Origin of the sequence: Nocardia crassostreae (assembly GCF_001613405.1) — a bacterium.
GTDB classification, from domain to species: domain Bacteria; phylum Actinomycetota; class Actinomycetes; order Mycobacteriales; family Mycobacteriaceae; genus Nocardia; species Nocardia crassostreae.
Map to the genome: position 1 here is coordinate 127,246 of NZ_BDCH01000040.1, position 24,036 is coordinate 151,281.

Annotated in this window: 22 protein-coding genes and 4 pseudogenes; 20 read left to right on the forward strand and 6 right to left on the reverse strand. The window is 67.6% G+C overall.

Going from position 1 to position 24,036, the window contains the following annotated elements:
- Positions 1-124: 124 nt before the first annotated feature.
- The 4 genes and pseudogenes from NC4_RS35385 to NC4_RS35400 all read left to right on the forward strand — a co-directional run bounded on the left by NC4_RS35385 (position 125) and on the right by NC4_RS35400 (position 3,862).
- Complete coding sequence (locus NC4_RS35385; protein WP_067547781.1) at positions 125-1,459, forward strand: aldehyde dehydrogenase family protein; 1,335 nt, start codon at positions 125-127, stop codon at positions 1,457-1,459.
- Positions 1,460-1,716: 257 nt separating this feature from the next.
- Positions 1,717-2,098, forward strand: a pseudogene (locus NC4_RS35390) (DUF952 domain-containing protein).
- A gap of 65 nt (positions 2,099-2,163) precedes the next feature.
- Positions 2,164-2,646: a cation:proton antiporter regulatory subunit gene (locus NC4_RS35395; RefSeq protein WP_067547783.1), complete on the forward strand. Its 483-nt coding sequence runs from the start codon at positions 2,164-2,166 to the stop codon at positions 2,644-2,646.
- 4 nt (positions 2,647-2,650) lie between these two features.
- A complete protein-coding gene (locus tag NC4_RS35400; protein ID WP_067547785.1) occupies positions 2,651-3,862 on the forward strand; it encodes a cation:proton antiporter in 1,212 nt (403 codons plus the stop codon).
- 84 nt (positions 3,863-3,946) lie between these two features.
- On the opposite strand, the pseudogene NC4_RS44930 reads toward NC4_RS35400, so the two are convergent.
- Positions 3,947-4,297: pseudogene (locus NC4_RS44930) on the reverse strand (rhomboid-like protein); the annotation flags it as partial.
- Positions 4,298-4,324: 27 nt separating this feature from the next.
- Positions 4,325-4,624 (reverse strand): hypothetical protein, encoded by a 300-nt coding sequence (locus NC4_RS35405; RefSeq protein ID WP_067547788.1) that lies wholly within the window; start codon positions 4,622-4,624, stop codon positions 4,325-4,327.
- A 249-nt stretch (positions 4,625-4,873) separates the two neighbouring features.
- On the opposite strand from NC4_RS35405, the gene eat reads away from it, so the two are divergent.
- The 7 genes and pseudogenes from eat to NC4_RS35440 all read left to right on the forward strand — a co-directional run bounded on the left by eat (position 4,874) and on the right by NC4_RS35440 (position 12,607).
- Complete coding sequence (eat, locus tag NC4_RS35410) at positions 4,874-6,301, forward strand: ethanolamine permease (RefSeq protein WP_067547790.1); 1,428 nt, start codon at positions 4,874-4,876, stop codon at positions 6,299-6,301.
- Positions 6,298-7,704: an ethanolamine ammonia-lyase subunit EutB gene (locus tag NC4_RS35415; protein ID WP_067547792.1), complete on the forward strand. Its 1,407-nt coding sequence runs from the start codon at positions 6,298-6,300 to the stop codon at positions 7,702-7,704. The genes eat and NC4_RS35415 overlap by 4 nt, the downstream gene beginning before the upstream one ends.
- Before the next feature lie 192 nt (positions 7,705-7,896).
- Entirely contained in the window at positions 7,897-8,832 is a 936-nt protein-coding gene (gene eutC / locus NC4_RS35420; RefSeq protein ID WP_084530085.1) for an ethanolamine ammonia-lyase subunit EutC, read from the forward strand.
- Positions 8,833-8,857: 25 nt separating this feature from the next.
- Positions 8,858-9,496: a YdcF family protein gene (locus NC4_RS35425; protein WP_067547794.1), complete on the forward strand. Its 639-nt coding sequence runs from the start codon at positions 8,858-8,860 to the stop codon at positions 9,494-9,496.
- Positions 9,497-10,116: 620 nt separating this feature from the next.
- Positions 10,117-10,179 (forward strand): annotated as a pseudogene (locus tag NC4_RS44935) (hypothetical protein); the annotation flags it as partial.
- A 496-nt stretch (positions 10,180-10,675) separates the two neighbouring features.
- Positions 10,676-11,320, forward strand: a complete 645-nt coding sequence (locus NC4_RS35435; protein ID WP_067547801.1) for a response regulator — start codon at positions 10,676-10,678, stop codon at positions 11,318-11,320.
- A gap of 141 nt (positions 11,321-11,461) precedes the next feature.
- Entirely contained in the window at positions 11,462-12,607 is a 1,146-nt protein-coding gene (locus tag NC4_RS35440; protein WP_218021383.1) for a DUF418 domain-containing protein, read from the forward strand.
- A gap of 53 nt (positions 12,608-12,660) precedes the next feature.
- Here the strand turns inward: NC4_RS35440 and NC4_RS35445 are convergent, their stop codons facing one another.
- Together NC4_RS35445 and NC4_RS44940 are read right to left on the reverse strand one after the other, a co-directional pair.
- Positions 12,661-14,253, reverse strand: coding sequence for a Na+/H+ antiporter (locus NC4_RS35445; protein WP_067547807.1), 1,593 nt, complete (start codon positions 14,251-14,253; stop codon positions 12,661-12,663).
- 74 nt (positions 14,254-14,327) lie between these two features.
- Positions 14,328-15,458: an MHYT domain-containing protein gene (locus NC4_RS44940; RefSeq protein WP_067547810.1), complete on the reverse strand. Its 1,131-nt coding sequence runs from the start codon at positions 15,456-15,458 to the stop codon at positions 14,328-14,330.
- A 354-nt stretch (positions 15,459-15,812) separates the two neighbouring features.
- Here NC4_RS44940 and NC4_RS35455 point away from each other — a divergent pair, with 354 nt between their 5' ends.
- On the forward strand, positions 15,813-17,180 hold the full coding sequence (locus NC4_RS35455; protein WP_157555416.1) for a DoxX family protein: 1,368 nt from the start codon (positions 15,813-15,815) through the stop codon (positions 17,178-17,180).
- Positions 17,181-17,227: 47 nt separating this feature from the next.
- Positions 17,228-17,857 (forward strand): LysE family translocator, encoded by a 630-nt coding sequence (locus NC4_RS35460; RefSeq protein WP_067547813.1) that lies wholly within the window; start codon positions 17,228-17,230, stop codon positions 17,855-17,857.
- A gap of 162 nt (positions 17,858-18,019) precedes the next feature.
- On the opposite strand, the gene NC4_RS35465 is transcribed toward NC4_RS35460, so the two are convergent.
- Together NC4_RS35465 and NC4_RS35470 are read right to left on the reverse strand one after the other, a co-directional pair.
- Positions 18,020-18,427 (reverse strand): dihydrofolate reductase family protein, encoded by a 408-nt coding sequence (locus NC4_RS35465; protein ID WP_218021384.1) that lies wholly within the window; start codon positions 18,425-18,427, stop codon positions 18,020-18,022.
- 96 nt (positions 18,428-18,523) lie between these two features.
- A complete protein-coding gene (locus NC4_RS35470; protein WP_067547823.1) occupies positions 18,524-19,477 on the reverse strand; it encodes a GlxA family transcriptional regulator in 954 nt (317 codons plus the stop codon).
- Positions 19,478-19,594: 117 nt separating this feature from the next.
- Between NC4_RS35470 and NC4_RS35475 the strand changes: the two genes are divergently transcribed.
- From NC4_RS35475 to NC4_RS43665, 7 genes and pseudogenes are all read left to right on the forward strand, one after another.
- A complete protein-coding gene (locus tag NC4_RS35475) occupies positions 19,595-19,849 on the forward strand; it encodes a type 1 glutamine amidotransferase family protein (RefSeq protein ID WP_067547826.1) in 255 nt (84 codons plus the stop codon).
- A 120-nt stretch (positions 19,850-19,969) separates the two neighbouring features.
- Positions 19,970-20,107: pseudogene (locus NC4_RS44945) on the forward strand (hypothetical protein); the annotation flags it as partial.
- Between the two features lie 36 nt (positions 20,108-20,143).
- Positions 20,144-20,710 carry a hypothetical protein gene (locus NC4_RS35480; protein ID WP_245722143.1) on the forward strand — a complete coding sequence of 189 codons (567 nt, stop codon included), beginning with the start codon at positions 20,144-20,146 and terminating at the stop codon, positions 20,708-20,710.
- A 40-nt stretch (positions 20,711-20,750) separates the two neighbouring features.
- The gene (locus NC4_RS35485; protein WP_157555418.1) at positions 20,751-21,413 is read left to right on the forward strand and encodes a hypothetical protein; all 663 of its coding nucleotides are present in this window, start codon (positions 20,751-20,753) and stop codon (positions 21,411-21,413) included.
- Between the two features lie 129 nt (positions 21,414-21,542).
- Positions 21,543-22,859: an IS110 family RNA-guided transposase gene (locus NC4_RS35490; protein WP_218021385.1), complete on the forward strand. Its 1,317-nt coding sequence runs from the start codon at positions 21,543-21,545 to the stop codon at positions 22,857-22,859.
- A gap of 193 nt (positions 22,860-23,052) precedes the next feature.
- Complete coding sequence (locus NC4_RS43660; RefSeq protein WP_245722144.1) at positions 23,053-23,619, forward strand: alpha/beta fold hydrolase; 567 nt, start codon at positions 23,053-23,055, stop codon at positions 23,617-23,619.
- Entirely contained in the window at positions 23,597-24,016 is a 420-nt protein-coding gene (locus NC4_RS43665) for a hypothetical protein (RefSeq protein ID WP_245722145.1), read from the forward strand. The genes NC4_RS43660 and NC4_RS43665 overlap by 23 nt, the downstream gene beginning before the upstream one ends.
- Positions 24,017-24,036 lie beyond the last annotated feature (20 nt).

Consider the following 24,036-nt stretch of genomic DNA (forward strand, 5'->3'; position numbering starts at 1 on the left):
CGCAAACTTCCGGCGTCCCCGAGGCGTTACCGGCCGGTAAGTTGCCTGGTTGCGGCCCGTATTCGTCGGTTCCTGGCCGCTAGGAAGCTGGTCGCTCGAAAACCTCACCCATACGGTGAGATTCATGCGCACCGCGCTCAGCACCCAGATGAACCAGATGAAGGTGTCGGATTCCGGAAAGGTCCGTCCGCCGATGCTCACCGTGATCGCGCCCGCCGACGGCCGGGTGATCGAGACCATTCCCACCGACGATCCGGATCAGGTGCGCGCGATCGTGGACCGGTTACGGGATAACGGCGCGCTCTGGCGTTCGCTCGGGGTGGTCGGTCGGATCCATTGGCTGACCTCGTTCCGAAACTGGTTGCTGGACAATCGCGATGAACTCGTCGCACTGCTCGAGCTGGAAACCGGGAAGTCGGAATCGGAGAGCGAGGCGGAATTCGCGCTCGCTCTCGAAGCCCTCGAGCACTACCGCGCCCACGGCGCGGCCTTCCTCGGCGGCCGCCACCCGCAGGTGGCCGTGCGCCCGACCGCCTCCATGCAAGTGGCTCTCGCGAACCAATTGTGCTCGGTGATGGGGGTGGTCGGGCCGTGGACATATCCCTTGGCGCTGGCGGTATTCGACGCCGTGCCCGCGCTGCTGGCCGGAGCCGCGGTGGTGGTGAAACCGTCCTCGGAAACGCCGCTGACCATGCGCGCGGTCACCGCGGGCTGGGCAAGTATCGGCGCCCCAATGGTTTTCGAGACCGTCGCCGGGCACGATGCCGGGCCCGCTGTGCTCGACAGCGTGGACTACGTGCGCTTCACGGGTAGCGCCGACACGGGCAAGGTGGTGGCGCTGCGCGCGGCCGGGCGGTTGATCCCGTGCTGCCTGGATATCGGCGGCAAGTCCGCGGCCGTCGTGCTGGCCGACGCGGACCTGGATCAGGCCGCGGCCTGTATTGCCCTGGGCGGGCTGGCGAACAGCGGGCAATCCTGCAATTGCGTGGAACGGATCTACGTCGAATCCGCCGTCCATGACGCGTTCATCGACAAACTGGTGCACGAGGCCGCCGCCTTCGGACCCATGACCGACGACGATCCGGGCATCGGCGTCATGACCTCCGCCGCCCAGGTCGGCATAGTCCGCGACCAGGTGCGCGACGCACTGCTCAAGGGCGCCCGCCTCCTGTGCGGCGGCACCGCCACCGGCCACGTCTTCGAACCCACCGTCCTGGCCGACGTCGACCCGGCCATGTCCATCATGACCCGCCAGACCCTCGGCCCCGTCCTACCCGTGGTCCGCGTCGCCGACGCCGGTGAAGCCTTCGAACTCGCCCTACGCCCACCCGCCGCCCCTTGCGTGAGCGTCTGGACCACCGACGCCGCAGTCGGCGCCCGCGCCGTCGGCCGATTCGCTCCCGCCCTGGTCGGCGTGAACGACATCTCCGGCCACATCGCCCGCCCGACCCCCTTCTGAATCAAACGACCGCCCCTGGTGCACACAACTCAGCCCTGATGCGCGCAGCCTCAGCCCAGCGCGCGAAGGTCGTCCGGCGGCGGAGGGTGGTCTAGCCGCAGAAGCTTGTCTGGTAGCGGAGGATCGTCCAGCCGCGGGAAGTTGCCTGGCGGCGGAGGATCGTCTGGCGGCGGGAGGTCGTTCAGCCGTGCGTCGGGTGGGGATTGGGTGCGGCGATAGACTGCGGCTTTGTCGGGAACGCGGAGCGGATGGGGATCATGTCGGAGACAGCGTCGGATACCGCAGCGTCGGAAACCCTGGTGCACATCTGCACTCGGGACGAGTGGGAGGCCGCGCAGGCGGCGGGGGAGTATCGCGCGCCGTCCTTGGACGAGGTCGGGTTCATTCATCTGTCGGCCCCCCTATCAAGCGCACTATCCGGCCGATCGGTTGTTCGCTGGGCGGCAGGACCTGGTGCTGCTGTGGCTGGACCCGCACCTCTTCGACGCACCGGTCCGGTGGGAGCCGGGCGTGCCGACCGATCCCGAGTCCATGCGGTTCCCGCATCTTTACGGCGCGCTGCCGCTGGCGGCGGTGACCGGGGTGAGCGATTACCTCCCCGCGGCGGACGGTCACTTCGCGCCGCTGGTCGACGACTGACCGGTATCCGGCTCGGCATGAGCCCGTTCTGCCGCAAACTGTGCGGTCTGTCCTAGTCTGGACCGGTGAACGTCGATGTGACAGCGCTGCCAGGTATCGGTGTACGCAAGGATTTCGAGGTCCGAGCGGGCCGCCGGATCGGGGTGGTGGCGCACCGGGACGGCGGCATCGACCTCATCGTCTCCCAGCTCGACGATCCGGACGCCTGCCTGGCGCAGGTGCCCCTCACCACGGACGAAGCGGCCGTCATGGCCAATCTGCTGGGCGCTCCGCAGCTGGTGGAGAGCCTCAAGGAAGATCACCGCGACCTGCCCGGCATCACCACCAGACAGCTACCCATCGGCAGCAACTCGCCCTATCAGGGCCGCATGCTCGGTGAGACCGGTATGCGCACCCGCACCAAGGCGTCCATCGTCGCCATCATGCGCGCCGGGCAGTTGCACCCCTCGCCCGGACCGGACTTCGTGCTCGACTCCGGCGATCTGCTGGTAGTCGTGGGCACCCCGCACGGGTTGGACGCCGCGGCGCGCATCCTGGCCGACGGCTGAGACTGTGGATGCAACCGGTCTAGCCCTGGTCGAACTCGGCGCGATCTTGTTCGCGCTCGGGATGCTGGGCCGGTTGGCCGCCCGGTTCGGCATGTCGCCGATCCCGCTGTATCTGCTCGGCGGACTGGCCTTCGGGCAGGGCGGCATCGTGCAGATGCAGGCCGCCGCCGAATTCGGTCACCTCGCCGGTGAGATCGGCGTGGTGCTGCTGCTGTTGCTGCTCGGATTGGAGTACACCGCAGCCGAATTGGTGACCGGCCTGCGCCGCTCCTGGGTGGCGGGCCTGGTCGATATCGTCGCCAATGCCACCCCGGGCGCGGTGGTGGCGCTCATGCTCGGATGGGGTGCGGTCGGCGCGGTCACCATGGGCGGCGTCACCTACATCTCCTCCTCCGGCATCGTGGCCAAGGTACTCAATGATCTTGGGCGCCTGGGTAACCGGGAAACCCCGGTGATCCTGTCCATCCTGGTGTTCGAGGATCTCGCCATGGCGGTGTACCTGCCGATCCTCACCATGATGCTGGCCGGGCTGAGCTTCGCCGCCGGTGCGAAATCGCTCGCCGTCGCGCTGCTGGCGATCACCGTGGTGCTGGTGGTGGCCCTGCGCTACGGCCGCTATGTGTCGGCGGTGGTAGACAGCAACGACAACGAGGTCTTCCTGCTCAAGCTGCTCGGCGCGGCGCTACTGGTGGCGGGCATCGCCTCCGCGCTCAATGTGTCGGCGGCCGTGGGCGCGTTCCTGCTCGGCATCGCCATCTCCGGATCGACGGCGCACGAGGCGGCGAAACTCCTGGAACCGCTGCGAGATCTGTTCGCGGCCATCTTCTTCGTGGCCTTCGGGCTCAATACCGATCCCACCGCCATACCGCCCGTGCTCGGGTGGGCGGTCGCGCTCGCGGTGGTCACCGCGCTCACCAAACTCGGTACCGGCTGGTGGGCGGCCAAGCGGCAGGGCATTCGCCGGATGGGCCGCGCGCGTGCCGGTGCGGCGCTGGTGGCGCGCGGCGAATTCTCCATTGTCATTGCCGGACTCGCGGTTTCGATGGGCGGCGCGGACAGCCGACTGGCGGCGCTGGCCTCGGCCTATGTGCTAATCATGGCCGTGCTGGGGCCGATCGCGGCGCGGCTGGTCGAGCCCGCCGTCCGATTCTTCCAGGGGCTGGGCAGCTCCGCCGACCCGATCGAGCCCGCCAGCCGGGATGCGGTCGGCCGCTGAGCCTTTCGCCCGCCCGTGCGCGGACCGGGCGGCCTTGCGCGCCATGACCTTCACGAACCGGTGTGAGAGCCCGACCGCTATCGCCCCGACCGCCAGGCCGATGAACAGGGCGAAGAAGTGGCCGTAATCGGTGAAGGTGCGGCCGTGCCAGAGCGCGCCGCCCCACCACAGCACCAGTCCCACCGCCCAGATCCAGCGCGCCGGGCCGCGCAGCCGGAAGGTCAGCGCGCCCAGCATGGCCGAAATCCCGTAGCTGGGGCCGACATCCGTGGCCACGGTGACCCGCAGCGGAATGAGCCCGTCCTCCAGTCGCTGCGTGAGCCCGTAGGCCACCAGCAGGGTCGCGCCGATATGCCCGGTGGCGACCACCAGGATCCAGCGCAGTGAGCCCAGCCAGCGTTCGGCAAGCGCCATGAGGGTGAGCATGACGATGATCTCGCCCCACGGGAATCCGCCGTCGGTCTAGAACGCCGAGGCGACGAGCACCTGGATCGGATCCTTGTGCAGATTACGCAGATTGGTGGAGGCGGACAGGATGAGGCGGCGGCCCACCATATCGCTGGCCCCGCGCAGGGTCCACCAGGTGAGGAACAGGGTGAAGGCGTAGGCGATGGCGGCGGGGGTGACCGACAGCAGATCGTGATAGGCCTGGAAGGCGCGGCGTATCCGCCGCGGGCGTTGCCACCACGCGCGCAGGGCGCGCACTTCGTCCTGGATGTCTACCGTGCGCAGCCAGGGTGGCTGATACGCGTCCAAGGCCATGTGACGGGGTCCGTTCTGCCGTGCGCTACCGGGGTTCGCTGCGTGAACCGACGTCCGATCGGGGCGTCGCGGACATCGTATCCCGAGGTCAAGCAGGCTCGGAGCGCAGGTTCGGTGCGATTCGTAACGCGCATTAATGCCGCGGGAAAACGGTGGTTACAAGCCAGCAACATGGGGTCCCGAGGATCGTCCGGGTAACCCATTCTGGGCGAGTGCTCAGTTCACAGTGCGAGGAGTGCGAGTCACCATATGACGACTGCGACCCGAACGGCGGCGTCCGCCGAGACCACCGCCGACGACTATCTCGCCAAGAGAACACTGCGCAAGGGTTCGGCGGGCTGGGTGCTGCTGGCGGGGCTCGGCGTCAGTTATGTGATTTCCGGTGACTATTCGGGGTGGAATTTCGGTCTGGCACAGGGCGGTTTCGGCGGGCTGCTGATCGCGACCGTGCTCATCGCGGGCATGTATCTGGCCATGGTGCTGGGCATGGCGGAACTGTCGGCGGCGCTGCCTGCGGCCGGTGGCGGGTACACCTTCGCGCGGCGGGCGCTGGGGCCGTGGGGCGGATTCGCCACGGGCGCGGCGGTTCTCATCGAATACGCCATTGCTCCGGCGGCCATCGCCACCTTCATCGGCGGATATGTGGAGTCGCTGGGATTGTTCGGGATCACCGACGGGTGGTGGGTGTATCTCGCGGTGTACGCGATCTTCATCGGGATTCACCTGGCCGGGGCGGGTGAGGCGCTGAAGGTCATGTGCGCGATCACCGTCGTGGCGCTGGTGGGTTTGGTCATCTTCGTTATCGCTTCGTGGGGCAAGTTCGATCCGGCCAACCTGACCGATATCGCGGTCGATCCGAATGCCGTTGGCAGCTCGTCGTTCCTGCCGTTCGGCGTGTTCGGGATCTGGGCGGCGGTGCCGTTCGCGATCTGGTTCTTCCTCGCGGTGGAGGGCGTGCCGCTGGCGGCCGAGGAGGCGCGCGAACCGGAGAAGAACGTGCCCAAGGGGATTATCGCGGCCATGCTGGTGCTGATGGTCACCGGCGGCGCGGTGCTGGTGCTGTCCACCGGAGCGCTTGGCGCGGACAAGCTTTCGCAGTCCGGGAACCCCCTGGTCGAGGCGCTCGGCTCCGGCGGGGCCGCCACCGCGGTCAACTACATCGGCCTGGCGGGTCTGGTCGCCAGCTTCTTCTCCATCGTCTACGCCTACTCGCGGCAGACCTTCGCGCTGTCGCGGGCCGGATATCTGCCGACCAGCCTGTCGGTGACCAACTCGCGCAAGGCGCCGGTGCTGGCGTTGATCGTGCCGGGCGTCATCGGTTTCGGGCTGTCGCTCACCGGTGAGGGCGCGATGCTGCTGAACATGGAGGTCTTCGGCGCCGCGGTCAGTTACGTGCTCATGATGGTGAGCCACATCGTGCTGCGGGTGCGCGAGCCCGGTATGGCGCGGCCGTACCGGACGCCCGGCGGTATCGCCACCACCGGATTCGCATTGCTCGTCGCGTGTGTCGCGGTGGTCGCGACCTTCCTCGTGGATCCGGTCGCGGCGGCTTGGACGCTCGCGGCATTCTGCGCCTTCATGCTGTATTTCGGGCTGTACAGCCGTCATCGCCTGGTCGCGAGCTCGCCCGATGAGGAATTCGCCATGCTGGCCAAGGCCGAACAGGAGCTGGAATGAGCGTCTACCACCAGCACATCGGCGGCACGACCTACACCTTCGACGGGTTGGTGGAGCTGCTGGCCAAGGCCACGCCGCTGCGCAGCGGTGACGAATTGGCCGGGTGTGCGGCGCATTCCGATGCCGAGCGGGCGGCGGCGCAGTGGGCGCTGGCGGAGGTGCCGCTGAGCGCCTTCCTGAACGATCCGGTTGTGCCGTACGAGACCGACGAGGTCACGCGGCTCATCATCGATAGCCACGATCGCGGTGCGTTCCAGGCGATTTCGCATCTGACCGTGGGCGGACTGCGGGACTGGCTGCTCGGGGTCGCGGCCACCGAGCACGCGGCCGTCACCCTGGCCGCGGTCGCGCGCGGGCTCACTCCCGAGATGGTGGCCGCGGTGTCCAAGCTCATGCGCAATCAGGATCTTATTGCCGTGGCCAAGGCCACCGAGGTGACGGCGGGGTTCCGGACCACCGTGGGGCTGCCCGGCACCCTCGCCACCCGGTTGCAGCCCAACTATCCCACCGACGATCCGCGCGGTATTGCCGCGGCGGTGCTGGACGGGCTGCTGCTGGGCTGCGGTGATGCGGTGATCGGCATCAATCCGGCCACCGATTCGCCGCAGGCCACCGCCGATCTGCTGTACCTGCTCGACGAGGTGCGGCAGCGGTTCGATATTCCGACGCAGTCGTGTGTGCTCTCCCATGTTACGACGACCATGGGGCTCATCGAGGCGGGTGCGCCGGTGGATCTGGTGTTCCAGTCCATCGCGGGCACCGAGGGCGCGAATTCCGGGTTCGGCGTGAACATCTCGCTGCTGCGCGAGGCGAACGAGGCCGGGCGGTCCCTGCGCCGCGGCACCGTCGGCGACAATGTCATGTACCTGGAAACCGGTCAGGGCTCGGCGCTTTCAGCCGGTGCGCACCTGGGCGTCGGCGGCAAGCCCGTCGATCAGCAGACTCTGAAAACCCGCGCCTACGCCGTGGCCCGCGACCTCGACCCGCTCCTGGTCAATACCGTGGTCGGCTTCATCGGACCCGAATACCTGTACGACGGAAAGCAAATCATCCGCGCGGGCCTGGAAGACCGCTTCTGCGGCAAGCTCCTCGGCCTGCCCATGGGCGTCGACGTCTGCTACACCAACCACGCCGAAGCCGACCAGGACGATATGGACACCCTGTTGACGCTCCTGGGCGCGGCGGGCTGCGCCTTCGTCATCGCCGTCCCCGGCGCCGACGACGTCATGCTCGGCTACCAATCCTTGGCCTACCACGACGCCCTGTACGTCCGGAAGGTCCTGGGCCTGCGTCCCGCCCCCGAGTTCGCGGCCTGGCTGGACCGTCTCGGCATGATGAGCACCGACGGCCGCGTCCTGCCCGTCGAACCCCTGTCCTCGCCGCTGCGAGCACTGGCGAGCTGACATGAACGACCTGCCCACCTGTTCGGCTCTGCCGGTCGTTCTCGTCGGCGCCTTCGGGAAAACCCTTGGTGCTCGGCATGACCGGACCGCATCGCGAACATTGCGCGCGACGCACCGATTCGACAGCGGCTGCCGCCCACGCGGAGCCGATGTCGCCGAAGGCGATTCGGTGTGGACTCCGGAGGAAGACCAATGAGCAATCACGACTCCGCCCGCCCCGCGACGGTCCTCGCCGGTCGCTCCATCCATCCCGCCGGTCCCGTCCCCGAGACCGCGAGCACGACAGCCGCTGCCGCCCAAGACTTCTGGGCGGAACTGCGCCGGACGACCCAGGCCCGTATCGGCCTCGGCCGCACCGGCGACGCCCTGCCCACCACCGAAGTCCTCGAATTCCGGGCCGTCCACGCCGCCGCCCGCGACGCGGTGCACAATCCCCTCGACGTGGCGGCGCTGTCGACTCGGGTGACGGCACTCGGCCTGGGTGAGCCCGCGCACGTCCGCAGCCGAGCCGCCGACCGCTCCGAGTACCTGCGGCGACCGGATCTCGGTCGCCTCCCGGCCGGGGTCGACGCGGTGAACGCGAGAACCGCTGCGGGACAGGAGGACGCGCCGAAGCTCGCCGGGTTGTCGCGGGTGGGTGCCGATATCGGGATCGTGCTCGCCGACGGGTTGTCGCCGCGTGCCCTCTCCGATCACGGCGCGCCCATGGTGGCCGCCTTGGTCGAAGCGCTCGGTGACCGCTACACATTCGCGCCGCCCGTCATCGCCACGCAGGCTCGTGTGGCACTCGGCGACCACATCGGCGCGGCCCTCGGCGTGACGACCCTGCTGGTCCTCATCGGTGAACGGCCCGGCCTGTCGGTCGCGGACAGTCTCGGTATCTATCTCACGCATCTGCCCCGCCCCGGTCGCGCCGACTCCGAGCGCAACTGCATCTCCAATATCCACCCGCCCGAGGGCCTCGGTTACGCACGCGCCGCCCAGGTCGCCGCCGGGCTGATCGAAGGCGCTCGCCGTCTGGGCCGTTCGGGGGTCGATGTCAAGGACACGTCGACCGGGCCCGCGCTCGAATCGAGTGACGCGACAGTGCTCGACGCGGTGGTGTCGCAGGCTGCCGATCCGGGGTAGTCGGCGGGGTGGATAGGGTCGTGCCATGCGTCCGCTGCTGGTTGCTCTGCGTCTGCTGCCCCTGCTGATACTCGTCCAGTTCGTCGCGTTCCTGGGGTATGTGCTGGTGTATGCGCGGCGGCCGCAGCGGCCGGGTGCGGAGGTCATCGTGGTCCTCGGATGCCGATTGCGGGATGGGCGGGCGGGGCCGCTGCTGGCCTCCCGGCTGGACCGGGCCGTCGAGGTGTACGGCGTGGAGCGAGAGCGGGGCGGCGCGCCGGTGCTCGTCGTCTCGGGCGGTCAGGGACGTGGGGACAGCATTGCCGAAGCCGACGCTATAGCCGCCTACCTCGAGGCCGCGGGGATTCCGGCTACGGCGCTCGTTCGCGAAAACCGTTCTCGCAATACCGAAGAGAACCTCCGATACACCCTCCGCGAACTCCGCGGTCGCGGCATCGATCCCGACACCGCCCGAATAACGGTGGTGACCAGCGACTTCCACGTGCTGCGCACCGCCGCCCTGGCCCGCCGTCTCGGGCTGCGCGCCCAGGTCAACGGCGCGCGCACCACTCGCTGCTTCGCCCGGCGCGCTGTCCTGCGCGAGTTCGCCGCCGTCTTCGCCATGTATCTCGCCACGGCGGCGCGCTGGGGCAGGCGCCGAGAGAGCGGCAGACAGTTGACCTGATCGGGCGCGAAGCGGCTCTGTTCGCGGGGGTCGATAGGGTCGTGGGCATGCGTGCGTTGTTGGTTGCTCTGTGTGTGCTGCCCGGTGGGCTGGGTGTGCTGCTGGAGTTGTCGGCATCGGGGGCTGCGGGGCAGGTCGGGGTGGATCTGATCGGCGTCGCGGCGGGCACGGTGGCGTGTGTGGCGGCCTTGCGGGAGACCGGGGAGCCGGTGGTGCGGCGCTGGGCGGTGGTCGGCGGATTCCTGGCGTTGCTCGCGGCGATTGTGGCGGTGGCCTACTGGCCGGTGGGCCACGCGCCATGGGCTACCGGGTCGGCATGGGTGGCGATCGTCGGGTGCGGGGTGGTGGCGTCGCGGATTCGCACGTTGTGGGACGGCGTACTGGCCGGGCTGCTGGCGGTGGCGGCGGTGGGCTCGGTTGTCGCGTATGCGGGGGTGATCGAGGACGGGGCGATCGCGCTGCTCGCCGTGACGATTCCGACGATCACCTCGCTGGGGATCGGGTTGCTGGTGCGGTCGCATCGGGGGCGGTTGGTGGCCGAGCGCCGGGCGGCGGTGGCGGGGGAGCGGGCGCAGATGGCGCGGGAACTGCACGATGTGATCGCGCACGAGGTGATGGGGATGGTGGTGTTGGCGCAGGCGGCGCAGGCCGGGGCCGATGAGCGGACCCGGCCGTTGCTCGCGAGGATCGAGGGGTCGGGGCGGCGGGCGCTCGACGATATCCGGGCGCTGGTGCGCACCGTCGCCGACGAGGCGGCCACCACCGGTACCCGGGATCTCGATGATGTGGTGGCGCGCTTCGCCGAAACCCTTGGGGGTGAGGTGGTTTCCGATATCGATCCGATGGTGCGAGCGCCGCGGGTCGCCGATTCGGTGCTGCTGGCGGCGCATCGAATCCTGGTGGAGGGGTTCAACAATATTCGGCGTCATGCCGCGGACGCGCGCCGGGTGACGGTCACGGTGCGGCTCGACGAGGACGATGCGGTCGAGATTCGATTGTGCGACAACGGAAGCGGATCGGCCGGTCTGGGCGGTGGCGGCGGGGCCGGGATCACCGGATTGGCGGAGCGGGCCGCCGCGGTGGGCGGAACCGTCACCGCGGGTCGGCTGCCGGACGGCTCCTGGCAGCTGGCGGCACGCCTGACCGCCTGCCCGCATCCGGAAACAAGGAAGGGACACGATGATTCGCGTACTCGTCGCCGACGATCAGGAGATGGTGCGCATGGGGTTCGCCATGATCCTCGACGCCGCACCGGATATCGACGTGGTCGCCCAGGCAGCCGACGGAGTGCAGGCCATCGAAGCGGTGCGCGCGGCGAATCCCGATGTCGCACTGCTCGATATCCGCATGCCCCGGGTGGACGGCCTGGAGGTGTGCAAACGAATCAGCCTGACCACCCGCGTCGTCATGGTCACCACCCTCAACGACGACGACTACGTCGACACCGCACTGGCCAATGGCGCCACCGGCTTCCTCCTCAAGGACTCCGGCCCCGACCTCCTGTTCGCCGCGGTCCGCGCCGCCGTCGCCGGTGACGCCCTCCTCAGCCCGGAACTCACCACCGCCCTACTGCGCCGCACCCGCGCCCGCACCGAGCGCCCGGTCCCGCCGGAGTTCGCGAACGCCCTGGCCACCCTCAGCCCCCGCGAACTCGACGTCGCCCGCCTGGTCGCCGAAGGCGCCACCAACGCCGAAATCGGCGAGCGCCTGTTCCTCTCCCTGGGCACGGTGAAAACCCATATCGCGAGCATCCAACGCCGCCTCACGGCCCGCAATCGCGTGGAGATCGCAGCCCGCGCCTGGCAGTCCGGACTCATGGACTGAGCACCACCCCCCGGGACAGGTGATCATCCGTGGACGCGTGGGTTGTTCGGGATCTTGGGGGGGAACTCATCCGTTCGGCTGAGGGTGGCGGGGTGGTTTCGGCTGTTCGGCCGATGTTCGGGGGTGGGGCGGAGGATGAGCATGATCGGTATGCGACGAATACCGAGTCTCGACATTCTGCGCGGGTTTGCCCTGTGCGGCATCCTGTTCGCCAATGCTCCGGCCCTGCTGCGCCTGCATCCGGTGCGGGGCGATGACCTCGATCCGGTGGTGCGCGGGTTGGAGCTGGCGGTTTATCACCGGTTCTTTCCGTTGTTCTCGCTGCTGTTCGGGATCAGCTTCGCGCTCATGTGGCGCGCCGTGTCGTCGCGGGTGCACTCGCCGCGCCGCGTGATGCTGCAGCGGATTGCCGCGATCGGTGTACTGGGCGCTCTGCACCAGTTGCTGCATCCGGGGGAAGCGCTGCTGCCGTACGCGATCGTGGCGTTGACCCTGCTGCTGCCCGCCACGTTCCTCCCGGCGCGGTGGGTGGTGCCGGTGACCGGCGGGGCGGGTGTGATCTGCACCGTCGGCGCGGCACTCGGGTCGTCGGGTCTGCTGGTGGTTCCGGGGCTGTTTCTGCTCGGCTTCGCGGCCGGTATGGCGGATCTGCCGCGGCGGCTGGAGGTTTCCGGGCGGCGGATTCTGCCTTGGGCGCTGGTGGTTTTCGGGTTCGCGGCCGTCGCCGCGCTGCTCTGGCAGCTGAACCATGCCGAGGTCGGTATGGTCAGCGGGCTCGTCATGATGGCGGCCTATGCGTGCCTGGTCCTGCTGCTGCTCGGCTCTCGCCCGGATTCGCGGCCAGCCGTCGTGCTCGCAGCGCTGGGTCGCACGGCGCTGACCAACTACCTCGCCGCCACCGTGATCGTGGTTGCCGCACGGTATTTCGCGGTTCCGCTGGGATTGGAGCCGGAGGGGGCGGGCGCCTGGACCCGCACTCTCGTGCTGTGCGCGCTGATCCTGGTCGTGCAGGCGGCGGTATCACTGTGGTGGCTGCGGCGATTCGCGCAGGGACCGATCGAATGGCTGGTGCGCCGCGTGTCCTGGGCCGGGGCGAAACCACTGACGCCCACGGCCGCTGGCTCGCCCGCGGCCGCTGACTCGGCCATGACCGCTGACTCGGCCATGACCGCTGACTCGGCCAAGGCAGTCCGCTCGGCCAAGGCTGCCGACTCGGGTGCGGTCGTCGGCTCGGCCGGTGCTGACGGCTCCGCGAGCGGCTCGACGCGGTCGGCGGTGGCGGGGTGATCGGCCTCCAGCCCGCGAATCGAGCTGACAGCCCTCCGCCGTAGCGGGTTTCACTACATGGGTGGGCTGTTGCGCAGGTCCAGGCGGCGCATGACGCGGTCGACGACATCGGGTGGGATGCCGGGTTCGCGGCGGGCGGCCAGGGCTTCGGTGCGCCCGGCTTCCAGGACCTCGTTGGTGATGGAGCGCATCTTCTTGGTGAAAGCCAGTGCGCGGTCGGTGTTTTCCTTGGCGTTCTTGTCGGCGGCTTCGGGGTCGACGCGGGCCAGGCGGCGTTCGAAATTGTCGCGGAGGCGCTCGTAGACCTCGTCGGGGAGTTGCTCGTCGGCCGAGATCTGTTTCAGGCGAGCCAGTTCGGCGTGCAGCACCCGGCTCCAGAGGTTGCGTTCCATCTCGCGTTCGAGTTCGGTGTCGGCGTGCACGCCGGTGGCGCGCACCACGGCGGGCAGCGTGGGGCCCTGCAGGAGCAGCGTGAACAGGACCACGGCGAAGGCGGTGAAGAGGATTTCGGTGCGGCCCGGGAAGGGTTCGCCGCTCTCGGTGGTGAACGGGATGGCCAGGGCCAGCGCCACTGTGGCGACGCCGCGCATACCGGCCCACCAGGTGACCAGGGTCTCGCGCCAGGTGTAGGGCTCGTCCTTGTCGCGTCGCCGCCACCACGCCTGGAACAGGGCGGTGGTGCCGAGCAGCCAGATCAGGCGCAGGCCCACGACGACCGCGATCACCACGCCCGCCCCGCCGAGGTAGCGCGGCCAGTCGGGACCGGCCTGTTGCAGCACGGTGCTGAGTTCCAGGCCGATGAGACCGAAAGCGAAACCGGTGACGAGCATCTCGGTGATCTCCCAGAAGGAATCACCGACCAGGCGGTAGTCGCTGTCGCCGAAATCGGTTGCCGCATCGGTGAGATACATCGCACACACCAGCACGGCGAGCACGGCCGATCCGCCCCGCGACTCCGAGACGCCGTACGCGGCGAACGGAAGCAGCAGTCCGAGCGTCACCTTCCACGGGGCCTCGTCGAGCTGCTGCATGAGTTTGCTGCCGATCCACCCGGCGGCCAGGCCGACCACCACGCCCACCACCGCGGACACCGCGAAATCGCGCGCCGCATGCCAGCCGGAGAACTTGCCGGTGACCACGGCCTGGATGGCCACCGAGTACAGGACGATGGCCGTCAGGTCATTGAACAGGCCCTCGCCCTCGAGTACCGACACCAGGCGGCGGGGGAGTCCGAGCTTGCCCGCCAGCGCCGAGATTGCCACCGGATCGGGCGGGGCCACCAGCGCGCCCAGCGCCAGGGCCGCTCCAATCGGAATCGCCGGATACCAGGGGTGAAAGGCCCAGGCCACGGCGATCGTGGTGACCACGACCAGGACCACGGCGCGCAGGCTGATGGCCCCCCAGTTATCGGCGAACTGCCGCCAGGAGGTTCGCCGCGCCGCCGCGTAGAGCAGGGGCGGCAGCACCAGCGGGAGGATCACATGGGGATCGATCTGGATTGCCGGGACCTGCGGGATCAGCGCCAGGACCACGCCGAAGGCGGTCATGAGCACCGCCGGGGCCTGGCCCAGCCGCTGACCGAGCGGCTGGGCGAGGATGGTCGCGAAGAGGACCAGGAAGATGAGTTCCAACTGGTGGGGCTCCACGGCAGCTAGTTTGCTACCGATATGCCCGAGAGTCGACCAACCGGTCCGTGTTCTCAGTTACCGAAATGGGAATCTCAGGAAGAGCGCCTATTGTGGCGCGGAACGCCGATGTTCACCCGGGGCGTGCTCAGACCGGTCTGCGGAAAGCCCGGCGGTAGCGGCGGGAAGCCCGGCGCCTGCGCCGCCGGAGCGGGCTGGTGCGGCTGGTTTCCGAAACCCGTAGGCGGCGGGGCCGATTCGTGTGCCGCCGCCCGGTACCGGGCCCGCGCGGCCTCGGCGACATACCGCCGCGCGCCGACACTGCCGTAAGTCGGACCGGAATCGTGCTGCGGCGCACCGTAGCCGTGCTGCCCCGGCTCTCGAACCATCGCATCCATGCCCGGATTCGCCTGCCGTTCCAGCGGATTCGCCTGCAACGACCACGCCGCATGCTCGGGCTGCTGCGACCGCTTCGGCGAATCGAGCACCTCGGCCATGCGGCTGGCCTCATCGACCTCGGTCAGGCCGACGTGAATGAGCAACACCATGGTCACCATGCTGACGCTGATCATGAGCGGCGCGAGCAACTGCATCGCACCCGCGCCCGCGGGCATATCCACCGCGTGATCGGCCTCGTGCGCGCTCATGGACGCCATTCCGGTGTAATGCATGCCGCACACCGCCACACCCATGATCAGGGCCGCCCCGATGGTGGCGAGAATCCCATTGATGTGCAGGGTGAACCACAGCGCCACGGTCGCCGCCACCACCGCGATCAGCAGCGATACCGCCACAATGCCCGCGTTGTAGTGCACGACCGCATCGGTCTTCATGGCGTACATGCCCGAGTAGTGCATGGCGCCCACGCCGAGTCCGGTGACCGCGCCGCCCGCGATCAGCTCCCAGCCGCGCCAGCGCGCACTCGCCACGATGGACAATCCGACCCACACCACGCCGATGGCGATTACCGCCGAGAGCAGGGTGATCGGGATATTGTATCGAATATTGGCGCCGCGAATCGCGAATCCCAGCATGGCAATGAAATGCATCACCCAGATGCCCGTTCCGCCGATGGCGATCGCCGCGGCGATGAGCCAGCCCTTGCGGCCGTAGCCCACCCGGGCGCGCGCCGTGCAGCGCAGTCCGAGTAGGGATCCGGTGACGGACATGATGTACGCCAGTACGGGTGTCAACCACCCGTAGCTGAAGTGGTGAATTTCCAGCACACGAACTCCATTGCCAGAACAGGTTTTTCGCTATCGCGCACCGCGACGTGCGCACACTACAGCCGGATCGCTCGATTGGGAAATTAAGAGGATTGTTTTCCTCGAAAAGATTCCGTATGAAGTTTTCGGACGTCCTAGCAGGTAGCGGGTGTGCGTAGCGTACGCCCGAAACCTGTTGTGCGCGCGGCGATTCGGTCGATCAATATCGGCAAATATGGAGCGATCGCGGCGGCGGCCGATTCCCGCAGTTCTCGGGGCAGGAACGGTCGGGGCAACGGTTTTGGTGGATACGCGCGGTTTGCTCGCTCCCATAACGTTCCGCCCGCAAAGCAATTGGTGGTGGGAGGAACGAACGTGGTTGCGTTGTCGACGGCCGAGGCGGTGCGCCCGGAAATCGGGCCGGAACAGGACGGAAGCTGGCATCCGCTGGTGCGCGTCTTGTTCCGCTTCGGATTCGTCTTCGTGGGTGTCGGCATGGCCGGGGTGTGGCTGGCGCATGCGCTGCTGCGCTCGTTCGGCGTGTCGCAGCAGACGGTGACGCGGGTGGGTGAGTGGGCCTCGCTGCATCCGCTCACCGATTGGATCGGTCTCCATATCTTCGACGTGCGAGTCGATTACACCCCGACCGGCATCGGTGATACTGCGACGCACTGGGTTTCGCTGTTCACCCTGCTGTTCGCCGCCGTGCTGGCCACGGTCGTCTGGTCGGTGCTGGATCGACGCCGTCTCGAGTATGTGCGGCTGTACGCCTGGTTCCGGCTGCTGTTGCGCGCCAACCTGATCAGCGCCCTGCTGCTGTACGGGATGATGAAAATGCTGCCGTCGCAGATGTCGTTCAATCTGGATCGGCTGGTGCAGCCCTTCGGTGAGATGAGCCCGATGTCGGTGCTGTGGGCGCAGACCTCGGTGTCGGAGCCGTACGAGATCGCTTTGGGCGCGGCCGAAGTCACCGCGGCCCTGCTGCTGGTGCTACCGGTCACCGCCGGGCTGGGCTCGAACCTCGCCGCCATCGTGGCCTTGCAGGTCTTCGTGCTGAACCTCACCTTCGACGTCCCGGTGAAGATCTTCTCCTTCCAGCTGCTCGTCTACGCGCTGGTGCTGGCCGCTCCCGATATTCGCCGAATCGTGCTGGCGCTCATCGGCCGGGCTCTCCCGCCCCGGCTGCCCGACCTCGTGCTCGCCACAACCCGTGGCAACCGAATCCTGTTGGCAGGCCAGGTCCTCTTCGGCATCTGGCTGCTGTTCACCACCGTCGTCGAATGCCACGACGCCTGGCGCACCCACGGCACCGCCCGCCCGCAATCGCCGTTGTACGGCATCTGGAATGTCACTGAATACACCGTGGCCGACCAGCAGCTCCCGCCTCTGATCGACTACTCGGACGCGTCGAACACCCAAATATTCACCCCCGCCGACCGTTTCCGCCGCATCATTTTCGACATCCCGATCGGCATCACCGTCCAGCGCATGAACGACTCTCTCCAGTCCTTCCCCGCCCGCATCGACACCGACCGCCACACGATCACCCTGTCGAAAGACCTGGCACACCAGTACCCCTTCGCGGTCTTCGGCTACGAACAGCCGCAACCGGATCAACTGATCCTCACGGGCACACTGTCCGGCCGCCCCGTCCGCATCCAACTGGACCTCGTCGACCTCGACCGCTACCCCGTCGTGTCCCGAGGCTTCAACTGGGTGCAGCCCGCCCCCTACTTTCGGTAGCGAGCGAATCCTCCCGCACCACCGAATTCCCGTGTGATGTTCGAACAATGACCTGGTCGATGCTCGGCGGCTTCCTCATCGCCGTAACCCTCGCCGCCATGGTGCCCGGCCCCACCACCGCCCTGGTGATCCGCCGCAGCGCCCTCGGCGGCACCCGAGCCGCCCTCCCCATCATCGCGGGCATGCAGCTGGGCCTCTACCTCTGGATAGCCGCCTCCGTCTTCGGCCTGTCCGCCCTGGTAGCGGCCAGCGACATCGCCTACACCGTCATCCGCGTCCTCGGCGCGGCAGTCCTCATCTGGTTGGGCGTCCAGGCGTGGCGCGCCGCCCGCCGCCCACCCGAGGACATCCCCGTGGACGAGCACGCCGCCCGGGCCCGCACCTGGCGCGCCTTCTCCATCGGCCTCCTGACCAACCTCACCAACCCGAAGGTCGCAGTCTTCGCCTTCGCCTTCTACCCCCAATTCGTCGCCCCCGAGGCGAACATCATCCCGACCACCCTCGCCCTGGGACTCCTCCAACTCCTCATCGACGCAACCTGGTTCCTCCTGGTAGCCACCTTCGTAGGCCGCGCCCGAGCCTTCTTCTCCCGCACCCGAGTCCGCCACTGGCTCGAACGCACCACCGGCACCGTCCTGATAGCCCTGGGCCTCCGCCTCGCCGTCACCGAGACCTGACCCAGGGCCGTCGAACAGCGCCGGTCAGTTCGGGACGAGGCGGTGGACGACGATGCCGGATTTGAAGGTGGTGGTGCCGAGCAGGGTGAGGTGGGTGAGGGTCGGGTAGCCGTCGAAGAGGCGGTCGCCGGTGCCTGCGAGGGTGGGGAAGATCCAGAAGTGCTATTCGTCGACGAGTTCGGCTTTCAGGAGGGTGTGGGAGAGGGCGCCGGTGCCGAATTTGAGGATTTTGCCGCCGGTTTCGGCTTTCAGGGTGCGGACGGCTTCTACCACGTCGCCTTGGAGGATAGTGGCGTTCCAGGTGGCGTCTTGTGGGGTGAGGGTGCGGGATGCGACGTATTTGGGGATGGCGTTGATGTGGGCGGTGTAGGGGTCGTCGGCGGGGCGGGTGGGCCAGACTTCGGCGAAGCCGGTGTAGGTTTCGCGGCCCAGCAGGAGGGCGTCGGAGGCGAAGAGCAGGTCGGAAGCGTAGGCGGTGTGCTCGTCGTCCCAGTAGGGGCCGCCCCATTTGTGGGGTTCGCCGACGACGCCGTCGGTGGTGACGAAGGTGGATTCGATGAGTTTGCGCATGGCGGCCCTTCGAGCTGGATGAAATGGTCGCCTAAGAATTGCTGGCCGAAAAGCCCTCCGACAAGCGCTGTTTCGGCAATGCAGCGTCAAGCGACGCTAAACGCGGGCGGGCTTGCCGAAGGTGGCGCGGTAGGCGTGGGGTGTGGTGCCGACAATGCGTTTGAAGCGGTCGCGGAAGGCGGTGGGGGAGCCGAAACCTGCTTGGGCGGCGATTCTTTCGACGGGGTAGTCGGTGGCTTCGAGGAGGTGCTGAGCCCGGCGGATGCGGGCGCGGAGGAGCCATTGCACGGGAGTGGTTCCGGTTTGCTCGCGGAACTGGCGGTTGAGGGTGCGGGGGCTGGCGCCCGCGTGGGCGGCGATATCGGTGAGGGTCAGCGGGGTGGCGCAGTTGTCCTCGATCCAGCGCAGGAGGGGGTCGAAGGTCGAGCCGCGCGGGGTCGGCGGGCGATCGTGGATGATGAATTGGGCTTGGCCGCCTTCACGTTCGAGGGGCATGACAGCCAGGCGGGCGGCGTCGGCGGCGACCGCCGAGCCGTGGTCTCGGCGGACCAGATGCAGGCAGAGGTCCAGACCGGCGGCGGCGCCCGCCGAGGTGAGGACGTGGCCGTTGTCGATGTAGAGGACGTCCGGGTCGACTTCGACGGCGGGATACAGGTCGGCGAGGGTGGCGGCGGCCAGCCAGTGGGTGGTCGCGCGGTGGCCGTCGAGGAGGCCGGTCGCGGCGAGAGTGAAGGCGCCCACGCAGATCGAGGCGATTCGGGTGCCGTCGGCCGCGGCGGTGCGCAGCGCGTCGAGTACACGCGGGGGGACAGGGGCGGTGGGGTCGGCGCAGCCGGGAACGACGATGGTGTCGGCCTCTGACAGGTCGTTGAGGTTCCATGGCGCGTGCAGGGTGAACTGTCCGGCGTCGACCCGTGGCGTGGGTGCGCAGACGCGGACCCGGTAGGAGGGATTGCCGTCGGGTAGCCGGGCGCGGGTGAATACCTCGATCGGAGTGGCCAGATCGAAAGGGATCACCCCGTTCAGGGCGAGCACCGCCACCGTATGCATGGCATCAGGATAGATATCGGCTGGCGAGAATCCGTTGGTACCTGGCAATCTCGCCACTTCTCCGGTGCGGTTCGCATGCCTAGCGTCGAGGGCGACCGGATCAGAAGGAGACCTCGCATGCTTGTTCAGATTGTGTTGTTCGACGGATTCGGCCCGATGGATGTGGTCGGGCCCTACGACGTGTTCAGCGCTGGCGCGATGCTCACCGGTGGCCAGTTGGACGTCGAACTCGTCTCCGCCGAGGGCGCGCGCGAAGTTCCCGGCGGGGCTGGCACATTGAGCCTGCGCGCTACCACGGTTCTCGACCCGCAGCGGGCCGACATCGTCGTCGTCCCCGGCGCCGCGGGCGACATTCCCGAGCCGGGCACCTAGCCGGGTGAAGCCAGCATTCCGGCAATCCTGGCCCGCTGTCTCGAGACCCCGCTACCGGGCCTGCTGAAACAAGCCTTCGACCGCCCCGATTCCACCGTCGCCGCGGTCTGCGGCGGTTCGATGCTGCTGGAAACCCGGGACCCCGAGACCACGCCGGGTAGGCTACGTCAACTTGCTGTCGATTCGGTCCGACCGGTTCGGTTATGGGCTGCGCGTAATCCGAACACCCCGCCGGATGCCCTCGCTTTGCTCGTGGTCGACGCTCTTCGATCCTCCGTTATACCCTTGTGCGCCTTGGTCATTGCGATGATTGCGCTCGGCGTGACGCTGCACAGCGGTTGGGTATTCACCGAGTTCTGGATTTTCGCCCTACCGTTGCTGCTGGCAGTGTTCGTGATTGTCTTGGCCTGCTTCGCGTTGGCGCTGTTTCTGGCTAGCCGTGACACGCGACGGTGGCCTCTGGTGGCGACCGCGGTACTCACTGCGGTCGGGGTCGGCGGGTCGGTTCTTCTCACTTTGAATCCGAAAGCTAGTGCGTGGACCAGGTTTTGGGTCGAGCGACCGGCGTTCGCCGCTGTCGCGGCGATGGAGCTGCCGGAGCTTCGCGCAATCGATTACTACGGTGTCGAGTTGCCTCGGCACCTGTGTTTCGTTTCGGCGAACTGCAAAGTGGCAGTGATCGGCACCAGTGGTGGGCAGCCGGTGCGGTTCGTACCCGACTACATCGGGATCCCCGACGATGCGCTCGGTTACGGGCATTTCGTGGGAACGCCCGAGCCTGGACCGTACGACGGGTGGGGCGCACGTATCTGCCCCACGATGGAGCTGGCAGGCGGTTGGTGGTGGCTCGGCTATTGCTAGCGCGCTGTCTCGTCCGAGCCGAGCAAGGAGGAACCGTAGGGTGAGAGCGGCGGATTCAGAACGTGCCGGTCGCAAGGTCGTTGCCACCGGCGTGTTCCGCAAACTCGTCATGCTGTGCGCAGCGATGCTGGTAGCGGCGGTCGCGATGGCGGGGGCGATAGTCGCTACCGTGTATGCCATCCCCCTGCTCGCCGAGTTCAGCGATGGGTGCAAGAAGCTGTCGAACAAGGACGTCGTCCGGGTGTTCCACGCAGGAGCGAAGGTCAACGGGTTCGCTTACACGCCTCCGCCTTCCGGTGCTCCGGCCCCGGGTCTGGCGAGCAATGTGCTGGCGGAGGGCGACATGTGCGCTCGGTATGTCAGCGCATGGACGGACGGCCAACGCATGGGCAGCGGCACGGTGTACGCGAGGACGCGGACCGGCAGCGATGCGGCAGCTTTCTTTCAGCGCGAGCGGGAGAAAGCCCTCACCCGCGACCCCGAGGACACGCGAACACTGCGGGCCTTCTTCCTGAACGACATCCGTCACGGCGACGAAGCGTTCTGCACTGTCACCAAGGATAAGCACGACCCCGCCCACGGTGTGCTGGTGCGTTTCGGCAACAAGGTGGTGTACGTCGATGTCCCCACTGTCAGAACCCTTTCCGACGCACAGAACTGCGACCGGGCCCGAAGGCTTACCGACGAACTCCGTTGGCCATGACCCCTGATAGCAGAGCGGCAGTATCGCCGAACCAGTCCAGCGCTGCCCGCTTCGCGGCTAGTTAGAGAATTGATGTCAGGGTCGAGTCCCGGCCAGGATTCGATCCAGGTGCCCGGCGGGGTGCCCCTCATGCGGCTGCCCGCCGTCGGTATTGGTGTGGCTCTCTCATTGGCTTGCTTCCCACCGGGTACCGCGCCGGGAATGGCTGAAAAAGGGGTTTGCCCAGCTCGAACTAGCGGTGCCTTCCCGCGCGGACACCACAGTCCGGCGACCACGGGAGAGACGGCGATGACCGTCATCATCGGAATGGATCCCCACAAGCGCTCGGCCACCATCGAAGCCATTGACGCCCAGGCGCGGATCCTGGCCGCCGGCGGCTACGGCACCGACACGGCCGGATACGCGGAAATGTTCTCTGCTGGACAACAATTCACTGACAGAGTGTGGGCCATCGAGGGCTGCAATGGCGTCGGCCGCCACCTGGCGCACCGACTCGTCCACGACGGCGAGACCGTCATCGACGTCCCGTCCAAGCTGTCGGCGCAAGTCCGGGTCTTCGCCACCGGCAACGGCCGCAAAACCGATCCCGTCGACGCCCACTCGGTCGCGCTGGCAGCCTTGCATGCCCCGAACTTGCGCCGCGTCGAAGCCGACCCCGAACTCGTCGCACTCGGCGTGCCCGCCGACCGACGTGATCAACTCGGCCGCGCCCGCACCAACACCATCAACCGCCTGCACCGGCTACTGCTCGAACTGATTCCTGGTGGAGCCAAACGGTTTCTCACCGCGATTCAGGCCCGCGAGCTCATCGCCGCCATCACACCGCGCGATCCGGTCGCCCGCGTTCAACATCGGTTGATCGTCGAGCTGATCGAGGAACTCGAAGCCCTCGACCGCAAGGTCAAGGCCGCCGACAAGGAGTTGCGGCAGCTCGTCGTCGACCGCGGATCCACCCTGATGCAACTCCACGGCATCGGACCATCCTCGGCCGCAAGACTTTTAGCTGACACCGGAGACATCCACCGCTTCCGCAACCGAGACCGATTCGCCTCCTGGAACGGCAGCGCACCCCTGGACGCCTCCTCCGGAGCCCAGCAACGACACCGGCTCTCCCGCGCCGGGAATCGCAAGATCAACCGAGTCCTACACATCATGGCCGTGGTCCAACTCCGGCACCCGACCGCCGGCCGCGTCTACTACGACACCCGCAGAGCCGGCGGCAAGACCTCGATGGAGGCGATGCGCGCACTCAAACGCCGACTATCCAACGTCCTCTACTCCCAGATGCTCGCCGATCAACAGCGCCGCGAATTGGCAGGCCCGGGAGGGCAATCGGGAACGACTACTGACTCCAGCGTGACCGGTTCCAACCCGCACACCGGCCCTTCGGACAAGCCACATCCCGGACCCGCTCTCAAGGCTAACCCCAGCGCCTCCAGGGCTTGACCTAAAGGGGAGCCATGAGCGTGTGTTGGGTTGTGGCGAGCGCTACACAACCCGATGTGAGCCTAGGGCTAAACCTGCCCTAGCTGGTTCTTACGGTGGGTTCATACAGATGGTCACCAGCAGTTAGCCAGTCCGCTAGCGTGAAGGGCTGTTCAACTGCCGGTCCGTTCACCCCAGGAAAGGATCGACGATCATGAGCATCATCGAAGCCGCCGACCACGCGGATCTCTTCGTCGCGCACAGGTTCGACGAGCACACTGTCGATCTCGGCGAGATCCGCATGAATTACGTTGCCGAGGGGGACCCCACCGCGCCGCCGCTGCTGCTGATCCCCGCCCAGGGCGAATCCTGGTGGGGATACGAGAACGCCATTGCGTTGCTGACCGACCGGTTCCGGGTCTACGCGATCGACTTGCGGGGGCAAGGACGCTCTACCTGGACGCCGGGCCGCTACACGCTCGACATCTGGGCTGGCGACGTCGAACGATTCATCGACCTCGTCATCGGCAAGCCGACCTTGGTGTCGGGCAATTCTTCCGGCGGCGTGATCGCCGCCTATCTGGCCGCCTACGCCAAACTCGGCCTGATCCGGGGCGCGATCCTGGAAGATCCGCCGCTGTTCTCCTCACAGGCGACCCCGCCCTACGGCCCTGGGATGGCCGCAGACCCTGGGCCCGATCTTCGCGTTGTGGGCCAAGTGGCTCGGCCCGCAATGGTCGATCGGCGACTGGACTGGCATGATCGAGGCCGCACCGGGTGAGCTGCCCGAATTCCTGCACCCTGGAATCGGATTCATGATGGGCGACGGCAACGGCAATGCGTCGGCCACTCCGGTACAGCATCTGAAGGAGTACGACCCTGAATGGGCCCTGGCATGGGTCACCGACGCCGCCAACGCCGGGTGCGACCATGCCACGATGCTGGCGCAGAACAAGGTCCCGGCCTTGCTCACCCACCATTTCCACATGACCGACCCCGACACCGGTCAACTCATGGGCGCAATGACCGACATTCAGGCGCAGCAGGCCCGCCGCCTCTTGGAAACCACCGGCCAACCGGTCACCTACACCCCACTCGACGCCCCCCACACCATGCACGACCCCGAACCCGAACTCTACGTCAAGGTTGTCACAGAATGGATCGCCACACTCGACTGACCGCCTTGAACCTGCAGGAA